Annotated in this window: 12 protein-coding genes and 1 pseudogene; 4 read left to right on the top strand and 9 right to left on the bottom strand. The window is 39.1% G+C overall.

The window, feature by feature from the left end; translation table 11 throughout:
• Positions 1-176: 176 nt before the first annotated feature.
• Positions 177-2024: an ABC transporter ATP-binding protein gene (locus H4J63_RS18450; RefSeq protein ID WP_182197910.1), complete on the bottom strand. Its 1848-nt coding sequence runs from the start codon at positions 2022-2024 to the stop codon at positions 177-179.
• Positions 2025-2174: 150 nt separating this feature from the next.
• Positions 2175-3011, bottom strand: coding sequence for a hypothetical protein (locus H4J63_RS18445; RefSeq protein WP_182197908.1), 837 nt, complete (start codon positions 3009-3011; stop codon positions 2175-2177).
• 452 nt (positions 3012-3463) lie between these two features.
• On the opposite strand from H4J63_RS18445, the gene H4J63_RS18440 reads away from it, so the two are divergent.
• Positions 3464-3931 (top strand): GFA family protein, encoded by a 468-nt coding sequence (locus H4J63_RS18440; RefSeq protein WP_259365841.1) that lies wholly within the window; start codon positions 3464-3466, stop codon positions 3929-3931.
• A 6-nt stretch (positions 3932-3937) separates the two neighbouring features.
• Here H4J63_RS18440 and H4J63_RS18435 read toward each other — a convergent pair whose 3' ends face one another.
• Positions 3938-4735, bottom strand: coding sequence for a hypothetical protein (locus tag H4J63_RS18435; RefSeq protein WP_024606106.1), 798 nt, complete (start codon positions 4733-4735; stop codon positions 3938-3940).
• Positions 4736-4884: 149 nt separating this feature from the next.
• Between H4J63_RS18435 and H4J63_RS18430 the strand changes: the two genes are divergently transcribed.
• The 3 genes from H4J63_RS18430 (at position 4885) to H4J63_RS18420 (ending at position 7440) form a co-directional block, all read left to right on the top strand.
• Positions 4885-5298, top strand: a complete 414-nt coding sequence (locus H4J63_RS18430; protein ID WP_182197906.1) for a hypothetical protein — start codon at positions 4885-4887, stop codon at positions 5296-5298.
• A gap of 174 nt (positions 5299-5472) precedes the next feature.
• Complete coding sequence (locus H4J63_RS18425) at positions 5473-6876, top strand: M28 family peptidase (RefSeq protein ID WP_182197905.1); 1404 nt, start codon at positions 5473-5475, stop codon at positions 6874-6876.
• Between the two features lie 117 nt (positions 6877-6993).
• Positions 6994-7440, top strand: a complete 447-nt coding sequence (locus H4J63_RS18420; RefSeq protein ID WP_182197903.1) for a DUF4826 family protein — start codon at positions 6994-6996, stop codon at positions 7438-7440.
• Positions 7441-7501: 61 nt separating this feature from the next.
• On the opposite strand, the gene H4J63_RS18415 is transcribed toward H4J63_RS18420, so the two are convergent.
• From H4J63_RS18415 to H4J63_RS18390, 6 genes and pseudogenes are all read right to left on the bottom strand, one after another.
• Entirely contained in the window at positions 7502-7960 is a 459-nt protein-coding gene (locus H4J63_RS18415) for a GNAT family N-acetyltransferase (protein ID WP_024606109.1), read from the bottom strand.
• A gap of 154 nt (positions 7961-8114) precedes the next feature.
• On the bottom strand, positions 8115-9272 hold the full coding sequence (locus tag H4J63_RS18410) for a cupin domain-containing protein (RefSeq protein ID WP_024606110.1): 1158 nt from the start codon (positions 9270-9272) through the stop codon (positions 8115-8117).
• Positions 9273-9360: 88 nt separating this feature from the next.
• Positions 9361-10731 (bottom strand): adenylosuccinate lyase, encoded by a 1371-nt coding sequence (gene purB, locus H4J63_RS18405; protein ID WP_024606111.1) that lies wholly within the window; start codon positions 10729-10731, stop codon positions 9361-9363.
• Between the two features lie 31 nt (positions 10732-10762).
• Positions 10763-11365 carry a high frequency lysogenization protein HflD gene (hflD, locus tag H4J63_RS18400; protein ID WP_024594681.1) on the bottom strand — a complete coding sequence of 201 codons (603 nt, stop codon included), beginning with the start codon at positions 11363-11365 and terminating at the stop codon, positions 10763-10765.
• Positions 11365-12465, bottom strand: coding sequence for a tRNA 2-thiouridine(34) synthase MnmA (gene mnmA / locus H4J63_RS18395; protein WP_002962705.1), 1101 nt, complete (start codon positions 12463-12465; stop codon positions 11365-11367). Before mnmA ends, hflD begins: the two co-directional genes overlap by 1 nt.
• 222 nt (positions 12466-12687) lie before the next feature.
• Positions 12688-12779: pseudogene (locus tag H4J63_RS18390) on the bottom strand (IS5/IS1182 family transposase); the annotation flags it as partial.

Genomic DNA, 12779 nt, shown 5'->3' with positions numbered 1-12779 from the left:
ATGGCTTGCTCAATCGGCGTTTAGAAAATAAGCCGAAGGGATAGAAGAATACAGGAGCCGTATACGAGGCCCGTACGTACGGTTCTGTGAGAGGGATGAGGCAAAAGCCTCACCCTACTCGATGTTTAAAGTAGAAGCAGAATAAAACTACCTCTACCGTAAGGTAATATTAATGGCTAATCGACGCCTATAAACCCGCCTGTTTGGTGTGTCCATAGGGCTGCGTATATTCCACCCTTAGCGATTAATTGTTCATGAGTGCCTTGCTCAACTACGCCGCCGTCATCAAGTACAATTAATCTATCCATTTGTGCAATGGTTGAGAGCCTGTGCGCTATGGCAATAACTGTTTTACCTGTCATTAAATCATCAAGACTTGCCTGAATTGCGGCTTCTACTTCTGAGTCGAGTGCGCTGGTGGCTTCGTCGAGTATAAGTATGGGTGCATTTTTAAGTAGTACACGTGCAATAGCAATACGTTGGCGTTGACCGCCTGAAAGCGTAACACCGCGTTCGCCCACTTGTGCATCAAAGCCTTTATTGCCTTTGCTGTCGACCAAGTCGTTTATAAACTCAAGCGCCTTAGCTTGTTTGGTCGCGTTGATCATCTCATCGTGGGTTGCATCGGGGCGACCGTACAAAATATTGTCTTTTACTGAGCGATGAAGCAAGGAGGTATCTTGCGTTACCATTGCTATGTAGCGGCGTAGGCTTTCTTGGCTAACGTCTGTGATGTTTTGCCCATCAATTTTTATTGTTCCAGAGTCGGTATCGTAAAAGCGCAGTAATAAGTTAACAAGTGTTGATTTACCCGCGCCAGAGCGACCGACTAAACCAATTTTTTCGCCAGGTTTAATATTTAAGTTTAAACCGTTCATTACAGGGCTGCGATTAGTCTCTTTTGCAGCTTTGCCGTAGTTAAAGTGTACGTTGTTAAACTCAATAGCACCTTGGCTTACGTTAAGCGTATCAGCATTTGGTTTATCGGCAACTTCGATAGGGTTCGACAGTGTTTTCATACCATCGGCTACGGTGCCAATGTTTTCGAACAAGCTGCTTATTTCCCACATGATCCACTGCGCCATACCGTTTAATCTAAGCGCTAAGCTAACAGCAACAGCAATAGCTCCGGCGCTAATTACGCTAAGCGACCATAAATAAAGTGATACAGCGGCAACCGAAAATACTAATATGTAATTTAAGCTTTGAATAACAAAGTTTAAGCTGGTTACTAAGCGCATTTGCTTGTACACAGGCTGTAAAAATACATCCATGCTTTGTTTTGCGTATTGCTCTTCACGCTGGGTATGCGAAAACAATTTAATAGTTGAAATGTTAGTGTAACTATCAACAATACGACCAGTCATTTCTGAGCGCGCATCGGCTTGTGAGCTGGCAATTTTTTTAAGGCGCGGTACAAAGTAAAGTTGCACGCAAATGTATAAAACCAACCAAACTAATAAAGGGATCATTAAGCGCCAATCAGCTTCGGCAACTAAAAATACCATTGAGCCAAAATAAACCACGATATACATTAATACATCGAGTAGTTTGGTCACTGTTTCGCGAACGGCTAAAGAAGTTTGTAGTACTTTAGTGGCTATTCTTCCTGCAAATTCATTTTGATAAAAGCTAACACTTTGGCGCAGTAAATAACGATGTGCTAACCAACGAATTGACATAGGATAATTGCCAAGCAATGCTTGGTGCAAAATAGCAGAATGAAAAAAGACAACAATGGGCAATACTAATAACAGCATGACAGCCATTTTAATAAGTTCAGACTTTTGCTCTATAAACAAAGTTTCGGGCGTGTAGGCGGTTAACCAATCAACAAGTTGGCCCATGTAGCTAAATAAAGAAACCTCTAAAATAGCGAGCATGGCGGCACTGATTGACATAAGCAGCAACGACAGTTCCATTCCTTTGGTGTAGTGACGACAAAAAGCAAATAAAGTAGAAGGCGGCTGAGTGGGTTGGTCCTCAGGAAATGCTTTTGTCATTTTTTCAAATAATCGATACATTTTAAAAACTTAAATGGCAAATAATGACGAGTATCATACCATTTAAGTATTTTTAAATGCAGGTTTGTAGGGTATTAATTGTGAATATGCTAGAGCGTTATTAATATAAACTTATGTATAAAAGAACACCTAAAAACACTTCACTTACTTTTATAGCATTGGGTTATTTAGGTTTGTACCTTTGCTCATGTATAAATCGTCATATCTGAGGCCACCATTTCCGTAAGGCTTTTTAATTGGGCCTGTATTACAGTTTGCTAAAAAATATATAAGAGGTTGTTCGCGCTTCATTCTAAATTGTGCATTTTTATACACCAGTGTTTGCTTGCTAAATTCACCACCTTTTACGTAAACATCATATTGCTGACCTTGCTCTAAGGCTGCTGCGTTATTAACAACATACCATACGTCGTACCAGGTATTTGTTTGCAGTGGCTTGGCCGATTGTTTGGTAGTGTAGTTTTGAATGTTGCTATACCCGCTGTCGGTTTTAACCATTAATGCGCCATCGTTTACAAGCCCGTTTGATTCTGTTTTATCGGTTACGCGAAGTGTAGGCTCAAACGCATCGTACGAATGTTTATTAATTAGCTCTGGCGTAAGGTTGCTTAATCCAAAAGCATGGTTATTAGGAAAAGCAGCCACGTTTATACGCATATAAAATGTGTAGGTTTGACCAACTTCAACCGCTTGTGGAAGTTTTGTATAAGAAAGCGCTTTACGATTTCCTACAATGCTCTCAGCCGCAGGCTTTTTTAGTAAATAATGATTTGTTGATGAGTTTGCTTGTTCTGATTGTATAACTGTTATTTGTGGGTTTTTAACCTGTGGCTTAGTTTCATTTTGCGTATCGACACTTTGCCACTTGCTAAGTGAATTTTCAAAGTCATCAATAAGTAGCCAATCGCTTGACGTGTTTTTAGAAATGGTTGAACACGACGCTAACGCGCTTAACAAACATAAAAGTGACATGTGTTTACAATGCATAATTGGCTCTCAGTAAGTTTAGGTTTTTTGGTTAACCAATTATTGTTTTGGCTATAACTTTAAAGTAAAGGTTATGTAACCAATTTAATGTTTTTATGTCAATCATTAAAGCAATACGTAATGGCGTGGGAACTGCGAAGATATAAAAATTATTATTCCATTCAGAAAATTAACCAGTAAACTTATCCATTAAATCAACTCAGCAAATTTTAACTGAGTATAAAAATAATTTAATAGTTAGGATGTTATATGTATACGGGTTCGTGTTTGTGTGGTTAGGTAAACGTTGAAGTGTCGGGCAGTATAACTAGGGCGTGTTGATCTTTATGGATTGAAATTTGTTCAATCTAGGGGCGATTTAATCGCGGCGCAAGGTTTGTAACCTAGTGGGCTAAGTAAAAACCGAGCAACAAAGAGTCAATCGTCCCTAGAAAGAACCCAAAGGGCAGCGCATGTTTGGTCTTTATGCTACGTTATCGCCTATGTATGGGGAACAACCACATATCATAGGCTCTGCCTTGCCTAAATACCAAACACACTGCTGCAAATTCAACCACCAAAGAACAACACGCCCTACTATTATCCATTGTCATTGTTCACTGTGCAGAAAAAACAGCGGGACTGCATTTGCAACCAATGGCTTTGTAAATACAAGTGACTTTACAATAACAAAAGGGCAGGCACTACTTAGTGAATATAGTTTTAAAGCAGGGCGCACACGTTATTTTTGTAGATGTTGTGGCTCGCCTGTTTACAGTAGCAACAGTGATGACAAAAGCAGAATACGAATTCGTTTAGGAATATTCGATACCTATATTACTGAGCAGGTATTATCGCATAATTTTGTTACGTCTAAAGCTAACTGGGAGCAGCTCGAAACAAGCTTACCGTGCTATGAAAAACATGAACCTGGACGGTAAAGCGTTTCATTCAATGTGGTAAATGCTGTTAATACTTTTATAAAGGTTTGGTGCAAAGTTTATAAACACCGGTGAGTTTTGTATTTCATCAACGTTTATATGCATTAATGTTTGCTGGCTTAGTATGATCACTATATTTTTGTATTCGTTAAACTCTATTATCGCTAAGCACTTAAAGTGTTGTCTTAAAAGTACTAAAAGCATTTGCAGCTCTTGGCCAGTTTGTGGGTTTAAATTAATGATTACTTGCGTATTTTGCTCACTGCAGCGATTTATATTTTGCCAAAAGCTATCGCTGGTTAAAAAAGGCTGATGATATTCACCACTAAAAATATCGATAGTGATTACGTTAAAGTGATCAGTGCATTGGGTAATATATTGCTCGGCGCATTGTAAATAGCTGCTGTGCTTAATAGGTAACTTAAAGTGCTGGGCTGCAATTAAGGCAATGCTTGGGTTTATTTCTACCGTGTTAAATGTATTGATGGTGTTTATGTAAGGCGTATTACTTTGTAAGTGATACATAATTCGCTCAAACCCTGCCGTGCCTAAACCTAAATTTAATATATTTAGTGTATCTACCGGTTTAAGTAAAAATAACATCATACATTGGTTTACAGGCACTATTACTTGCTCAGGGTGTATAAGGTTCATAACGCCTTGAATTGTTATATCTTCATTGGTTTTTTGTGCAAGCGTTAACCAACGGTATTCTTTGTTTTGATACACGCATACTGGGCCGTATGCACTTTGCTGTGACTCAATAAGGTTACTTTTAATTGTATCTTCTTTTAGCTGACGCATAACTTAAACTATTAATGTATACACAATTACAGTGTGCCACGAAAATCGCATTTTTTTATAGATTATTGTGTAACAAGGTTTGTAATTTAACCTCTAAATATAATATTGTATTAGCAATTAACCACTTAGACGTTATTCAAGGATTGGAAATGGGATTGATTCTAGGGCCTGCTGTTTTAGCGTGGTTTGCGGTATTTATCTATTCTTTACGATTAGGGTATGTGCTTATTTATAAAAATATGAGCGTGTTAACCACAGTGTCTACTTTTGCAATTAGTATTGTTGGTATGTTGGCTTTTATGACGTATGGATATAGGCAGTTTGTAAACAATACCTCTGTTTGGGCATTTGAGATCCCGAGTTACTTTTTATTTAGCAAAATAGCTTTTATAGGTGTATTGAGTGGTTTTTTACTTAACTACTATATTAATCCTGAAAATAGTTCGGAGTTTTTGAGCTGTTTAGCATTTGTATTAATATTTATGTTTTCTGCTGGTGTGCTTGCAAGCTTAGGAGGACATGAGGCCTTTTTGAAAGAATTTGATATTAAAACTACTCATTAAAAATATGCATAATAAATTTTGGCCCAGTACCTATAAAAGGTAGTAGGCTTTTTACTATCCTAATAACCTCTTGTCAATGCGCTTTAGCGTGATCCTTTCTACATCTACCTCAAATGTATTGCCATAAAACCTTAGCTAAGTAATGGTTACACTATAATAATTAGGAGCTAATAGATGCTTAAAACACCTTTGAAAATCACAACAACGTTACTTAAATTTACTGCAATTGCAGGCGCCTGCACACTTGCATTATCAGCACATGGGAAAACACAACTTCAATACACAGAACAGCAAAAATTACATGATATAGCAGCTCAAGTATCACCCGAACGTATTGGTAGTGACATTCAAACGCTGGTGGATTTTGGTACTCGCCATACGCTTTCAGAAACTAAATCGGATACTCGAGGCATTGGTGCGGCTAGGCGCTGGATAAAAAATGAATTTGAAAAAATATCCGCGCAGTGTGGCGGTTGTTTGGAAATTATTGAAGTAAAGGACACTATATCGGGCGAAAAGCGCATTCTTAATCCTGTTGAAGTGGTTAACATTGTGGCTATTCAACGAGGGTCAAGCGAGCCTAATCGCATGGTGATTATGTCGGGTGATATAGATTCACGTGTAAGTGATGTTATGGACTTTACGAGTGATTCACCGGGTGCTAACGATAATGCATCGGGCGTGGCAGGAGTAATAGAAGCAGCTCGTGTTTTAAGTAAATACAAATTTAATGGTTCGGTAGTTTACGCGGCGCTTTCGGGCGAAGAGCAAGGTTTGTTTGGCGGTAAAATATTAACGGCTTATGCACAAAAGCATAACTGGCAAGTTCATGGCGTTTTAAACAACGATATGATTGGCAATATTACCGGTATTAATGGGGTAACTAATAACACGACTGCACGTATATTTTCAGAAGGTACCCGTGTTGTAGAAACAAAAGAGCAAGCTAATACTCGGCGCTTTACAGGTGGTGAAGTCGATTCTGCGAGTCGAAATTTAGCGCGCTACATAGATACTATTGCTGACAGATACATTCCTAATTTAGATACAATGCTTGTATATCGATTAGATAGATTTGGCCGTGGTGGGCATCATCGTCCATTTAATGATGCAGGTTTTGCAGCGGTGCGTATTATGGAAACTAACGAGCACTACGATCGTCAGCATCAAGATTTACGCACTGAAAATGGTGTTGAGTATGGCGATACCATTGAAGGTGTTGATTTTGATTATACGGCTAAGTTAACTTCACTTAATGCGGTAACGATGGCGTCTATGGCGTGGGCACCCGCACCGCCAAAAGAAGTTAAAATAAAGGGCGCTGTTACAGCTGATACGTCGTTTTCATGGCAAGAAAGCAGTGATGAAAATATTGCTGGCTATAAAATTTATTGGCGTTACACGAGCGAGCCGCAATGGCAGTTTAGTAAATACGTTGGTAAGGTTTCACAGTACACACTTAAAAACGTAGTGATTGATAATTATTACTTTGGTGTAGCCTCTGTTAGTAAAGACGGTATTGAGTCTCCAGTAGTTTTTCCGGGTGATGTAGGTTCGTTTGATCACAATATAAAATAATAGTTTGGCTAAAAACACAGCAAACAGAGCGCTTTAAGGTGCAAATGACCGTTTTATACTTGCACCTTATTTACTAAGCCCTTAGAGTGTTAAAAAAGAAGTAAAAGGTTAATAAAAATGCAGCAACAAGGAAAAAAGCCGTTAACAGCAAAAGAACAAGTTATAACTGATGAGCAAAGAATGCAGTGGCAACGCGAATGTTTTCAAACAGCGCAAAAGCATTTAGCCGAAAAGGGCATTATGCCAAAATCAGTAGTTGATAAAGACAGTCGATTTTTAGCACCACTTTGTGCAATGTGGAAATTTAAAGCACAGAACGGTAAAACATATTGGGTAGTAACAGGGCGGTTACCTACAGATCATGCTGAAGTAAGTGCAGCTACAGATGCTCGTGATGCAATGCGTTACTTTTCTTTGCAGTGGCAATTAAAAGCGGATCAGATTATGAGTACAGGCGCGCGTGATAAAACACAGGTAGACTTTGCTAACTTACTTATCAATAGAGCACATGGCTTGTACGAAATGTATGATAATGAGCCGCTATGGGCAAATGAGGCAAAGTAACGACGGTTTGGGTTAAGTAAAAAGTGGAGGGTGATAGCTTATTTATCGCCCTTTTCTTTATCTAATGCACAAGTGTGAAGGGAGTAGTATTAAACGCCGAAACAGGGCATTGCATACGTTGCCTAGGAATTCCCGCCTCCATAAATACATTTCCTTGCTGAATAAAGCCATTGCGCTTAAAACGCTCTACTTCATTTAAAATACAATTAATGCTTACTTCTTCAATACCTTGGTTTGAGGCTAATTCGACAATAAAGTTGAGAAGAGATGTATATACTTTGCGATTACGGTGCTCGGGTAATACAGCTATTCTGCCAATTAAGCCATCTGTACACAGCCGACCTGTTGCAATAGGGCAGTTTGCATCGTCTGTAACAAGTACATGTAATGCAATTTTATCTAGGCTATCAAACTCTATGTGTTTGGGGATATGTAACTCGTAAACAAAAACTCGCTCTCGAATTTTTTGTAGCATATCTTTTTTTATATCCCATTCAACCTTATCAACCAGATAGCCCATAGCAAACCCCTATTGATAGCCAATTAAAATGAGTAAGCAATCACAGCAAAATTATTTAAGCCAATATCAGGTGAAAATTAAAATTTTTAACTAACCTGTATACATAATATTTTACGCTGCAAAATGCTCACCATTATTAATATAATTGGTATTATTACTCGTGGTCTATATTAAACCAAAGCCCCTCATTAACAAGTGTAGTAAAAGTTTGAGTAAAAACTAAACTTGGGTTTGTTAAATTTAATGCTGAACTTTCAAATTCAGTATTATCGGTAAGTAGTTTTACCGCAGCTAAGTCGGTTAGCGGCATGGCGTAATTTTCACCGTTTACACTTAATAACACTTCGGTATCGAGTTGCTGATAAATAGCACGCGTGCCACCTAAACGCTCAAACACTGCTTCTTCATTACTTAAATCATCGCTTATTTGCTCAGGTGTAAATGGAGGTTCTACTGGTGCTAAATCCATTTCATGTTTGGGCTGACTAAGTGTTGAGCCTAACCATTGTTTAAATAAATCGTCATTTTCTAAAAGTGCTGCCATCAGTGTTTTAACTTTATCAACTTCAAGGTTTGTAAGTTCACCTTTTGATTTTCTGAGCGTGATGTTGTGATCGGTATAACGTTTTTGGCCGCTTTCGGTATCAATAATATGATCGGCAAAGCTCGACAATAAATCTTGTTGGTTTGGCGCCCTAAAACCAACTGAATAATTGAGCGCGTTTTCTACGGCGTAACCTTCATGAGGGCACCCTGGTGGAATATATAAAATATCGCCAGGCTCTAATATGCAATCAATTACGGCTTCAAATGCTTCTACTTGCAGTAATTTTTTGTTTTGAGCAAACTGCTTAAGTGTTGGATCGGGCAGCCCTACGCGCCAATGACGTTTGCCTTCGCCTTGAATAATAAATACGTCATATTGGTCTAAGTGTGGGCCAACACCACCATTAGGCGTTGAGTAGCTAATCATTAAATCATCTATGCGCCAGTTTGGAATAAATCTAAATGGCTCTAGTAGTTGCGCAGCTTCGCTATGCCAGTGATCAACTGCTTGCACGAGCAGTGTAGAATGATCGTCTGTTAACTGCTCAAAGTCTTCAAATGGACCTTGGTAGGTTTGCCAATCATTTTTATGATTGGTAATAATACGTGACTCTATGCTTTCTTCCATTGCGAGGCCGGCAAGTTCATTAGCATCAAGTGGGTCTTGAAAATCTGCAAAACCTTGCTTGATTAAAAGCGGCTTTTTTTGCCAAAAATGGCTTAAAAACTCTTGCTCAGACAAATTATTTATTTTTAATTGATACATACATTATGCCTACTAGTTTGTGCAATGGGGTTAAAACAAAAAAAGCGAAAGGATGAGCCTTTCGCTTTTTAAAAGAGTAATTTAGTTTTTAAACTAAGTCATCAATAAACTCAACAGCACGACCAATGTAATTAGCAGGTGTTAGTTTTTTCATTTCTACTTTAGTGTGCTCTGGAAGGTCAAGACCATCGATAAAGTCAGCCATTATTTCTTGATTAACACGTTTACCGCGTGTTAAATCTTTAAGTTTTTCGTATGGCTTTTCAATACCATATTTACGCATAACTGTTTGAATCGGCTCGGCTAGCAATTCCCAGTTTTGATCAAGCTCGTCAGCTAAACGTTGCTCGTTTACTTCAAGCTTGCTCACACCTTTAAGTGTTGATTGGTATGCAATGATCGCATAGCCCATACCTACACCTAAGTTACGTAATACCGTTGAATCGGTAAGGTCACGCTGCCAGCGAGAAATTGGTAATTTTTGTGCAAGGTGAGCAAAAATAGCGTTTGCTAAACCTAAGTTACCTTCTGAGTTTTCAAAATCAATTGGGTTAACTTTATGCGGCATTGTAGATGAGCCAATTTCGCCCGCAATTGTTTTTTGCTTAAAGTGATTAAGTGCGATGTAACCCCACATGTCACGGTCAAAATCGAGCAAAATAGTGTTAAAGCGTGCAATTGCGTCAAACAACTCTGCAATATAGTCATGCGGTTCAATTTGTGTAGTAAATGCGTTAAGTGTTAAACCTAAGCTTGATACAAATTTATCTGCGTGAGTATGCCAGTCGTAATCTGGGTATGCGCTAAGGTGAGCGTTGTAGTTACCAACAGCACCGTTAACTTTACCAAGCATTTCTACTTGTGCAATTTGGTCGCGTTGACGCTTTAAACGCATGTATACGTTAGCAAACTCTTTACCCATCGTTGATGGTGTAGCTGGTTGCCCGTGCGTACGAGTCATCATTGGGATTGCTTTGTACTCAATCGCTTTTTCTTTAATTGCGCTTAAAAGTTCATCGCAATAAGGGAGTAAAACCTTGTTACGTGCTTCGCTAAGCATTAAACCATGAGATAGATTGTTAATATCTTCTGAAGTACAAGCAAAGTGAATAAATTCATTGATTGCATGAAGCTCACTGTTATCGGCTACTTTTTCTTTTAATAAGTATTCAACCGCTTTAACATCGTGGTTTGTAGTGCGTTCAATATCTTTAACGCGCTGTGCATCAGCTTCACTGAAGTTATCTACAATAGCGTTAAGTAGTGCATTTGCTTGTTCGCTAAATGCAGGTACTTCTTTTATATCGCTTGCTGCAGCTAACGCTTGCAACCAACGCACTTCAACAATTACGCGGTATTTAATTAAGCCAAATTCGCTGAAAATACTGCGTAGTTCAGTGGTTTTGCTGCCGTAGCGACCATCCACCGGAGAGATAGCCGTTAACGCTGAAAGCTCCATAATAACTCCTAAATTTTAGTTTGAACGATAGTTAAATTTTTGTTTTAGCAATGGCGAGTATTTTTCTTTTTGAAAAGAAAAAGTGACGGCGTTTACCGCCCATTTGTCGCCATAATACTGCACTTCTAACACCGGCTAGTAATAGGGCACGGATTTTATTTTGAGTGAGCTGCTGTTTTAATAACTCGGGTTTACCATAAACCTGTATTCGGTGCCCAAGGGGGCTCAGCACCGACGAGTATATATCTGCTAAACCGGCAACAACGCTCTCGTCGGTAATAGCAAAATGATCTAAACGACGATGAATATCATCAATTCGTTTGCCTAATTCGTTTAAGCTCTTGTCGTTTGCATTGAGTGCACGCTCAAGCTGCATTAAACCACCTACGTACTTTACTATTTCAACATCTTTTTGAGCGCCTGCAGTAAGCTGCGCCATTAATGTTTTATAGCCATCACGCAGGTTATCTGTACCTTGATAAACGTCCTCTGGGGATTCAGGAGATGTTTGAATAATACTTGAAAGTAAGATTTCTAAATCGTGTTCGTTGTTGCTGCCGTATTGAGCAATTTTTTGAACTTGTTTAGCAACCTGGCACATGGCGGCAAGCGCCATGACTTGGTATTCATTCATTACTTAATCACCGAGTCAATAATACCACCACCTAAACACACATCTTCTGCATAAAATACAGCAGATTGACCTGGCGTAACTGCTTTTTGTGGTTCGTCGAATAATACACGAGCCATGCCGTCTTCACCTACAAGTAGGGTACAGCTTAAGTCTTCTTGGCGGTAACGTGTTTTAACTGTGCAGCGAGTGGTGCCTTTAGGGCCAACGCGGTCTACCCAATGTAATTGGTTTGCATTAAGACCATTACTGTATAGGCGAGGGTGATCTTTACCTTGACCAACAACAAGTACGTTACGTTCTAAATCTTTATCAACTACGTACCATGGTTCGCCAGAACCTTCCTTCATACCACCAATTAACAAGCCTTTGCGTTGTCCAAGCGTGTGGTACATTAAGCCTTCGTGCTCGCCTACGTTGTTACCGTCAGTGTCTTCGATAACGCCAGGTTGCGCTGGTAAAAACTTTTGTAAAAAATCTTTAAATTTACGCTCACCGATAAAGCAAATTCCGGTGCTGTCTTTTTTATCGTGCGTGATTAGGTCTTGTTCTTCTGCTATGCGGCGTACTTCTGGTTTTTCGATATCACCTACAGGGAATAACGTTTGGCCAATATGTTCATGGCTTAGGGTATATAAGAAGTAGCTTTGGTCTTTATTATTATCAAGTCCGCGACACATTACGTATTTGTCATCGCGAAGTTCACGGCGAACGTAGTGTCCAGTTGCAATAAAGTCAGCACCGAGTGCTTGAGCCGCAAATTCTAAAAAGGCTTTAAATTTAATTTCTTTATTACACATTATATCTGGGTTTGGTGTACGGCCGGCTTTGTACTCTGCTAAAAAGTATTCGAATACATTATCCCAGTATTCAGCAGCAAAGTTTACTGTGTGAAGCTCAATACCTAATTTGTCGCACACGGCTTGTGCATCTTTTAAGTCATCAGCGGCGGCACAGTATTCATCATTGTCGTCTTCTTCCCAGTTCTTCATAAACAGGCCTTCTACTTGGTAGCCCTGTTGTTGTAATAAATATGCAGATACAGAAGAATCAACACCGCCGGACATGCCAACAATGACTTTAATGTGACTATTTTCGCTCATGAATAATTTCGCTTATACAGATTGCTGTTAACTTGGAAAGGCCGCGATTATAGCATGTATTTTGTTTGTGCTTAAAGAGCGTAGGGCGGCAAAGGACATAATTTGTCACTATTTTATTTGTATAACAAATAGCAAACTAGACTTAAACGCATTATCAGGCTGTAACTTTAGCAATATTAAAGTGATCTTTACTAGGGGCTGTTGATCTTTGTAGTACATATATCAATCAGCCCACATTGGTAGCCACATCATAGTAAATGCTAAAGCGAGCATTGAATGATAATTTCGTTCAAGCTTTTCATACCGCGTGGCTA

The organism is Pseudoalteromonas sp. 5Ae-yellow (assembly GCF_014077565.1).
In the GTDB taxonomy this organism is placed as follows: Bacteria; Pseudomonadota; Gammaproteobacteria; order Enterobacterales; family Alteromonadaceae; genus Pseudoalteromonas.
Note: the sequence above shows the minus strand (reverse complement) of the source record. Positions and strands in the feature narration are given on the sequence as shown.

Bases quoted from the DNA above. Each gene is read 5' to 3' on its own strand.
- H4J63_RS18440 (WP_259365841.1), top strand. From the start codon at position 3,464: ATGTTTGGTCTTTATGCTACGTTATCGCCTATGTATGGGGAACAACCA.
- H4J63_RS18420 (WP_182197903.1), top strand. From the start codon at position 6,994: ATGCAGCAACAAGGAAAAAAGCCGTTAACAGCAAAAGAACAAGTTATA.
- hflD (WP_024594681.1), bottom strand. From the start codon at position 11,365: ATGAATGAATACCAAGTCATGGCGCTTGCCGCCATGTGCCAGGTTGCT.
- H4J63_RS18425 (WP_182197905.1), top strand. From the start codon at position 5,473: ATGCTTAAAACACCTTTGAAAATCACAACAACGTTACTTAAATTTACT.
- H4J63_RS18450 (WP_182197910.1), bottom strand. From the start codon at position 2,024: ATGTATCGATTATTTGAAAAAATGACAAAAGCATTTCCTGAGGACCAA.
- H4J63_RS18410 (WP_024606110.1), bottom strand. From the start codon at position 9,272: ATGTATCAATTAAAAATAAATAATTTGTCTGAGCAAGAGTTTTTAAGC.
- purB (WP_024606111.1), bottom strand. From the start codon at position 10,731: ATGGAGCTTTCAGCGTTAACGGCTATCTCTCCGGTGGATGGTCGCTAC.
- H4J63_RS18445 (WP_182197908.1), bottom strand. From the start codon at position 3,011: ATGCATTGTAAACACATGTCACTTTTATGTTTGTTAAGCGCGTTAGCG.
- H4J63_RS18415 (WP_024606109.1), bottom strand. From the start codon at position 7,960: ATGGGCTATCTGGTTGATAAGGTTGAATGGGATATAAAAAAAGATATG.
- H4J63_RS18430 (WP_182197906.1), top strand. From the start codon at position 4,885: ATGGGATTGATTCTAGGGCCTGCTGTTTTAGCGTGGTTTGCGGTATTT.
- H4J63_RS18435 (WP_024606106.1), bottom strand. From the start codon at position 4,735: ATGCGTCAGCTAAAAGAAGATACAATTAAAAGTAACCTTATTGAGTCA.
- mnmA (WP_002962705.1), bottom strand. From the start codon at position 12,465: ATGAGCGAAAATAGTCACATTAAAGTCATTGTTGGCATGTCCGGCGGT.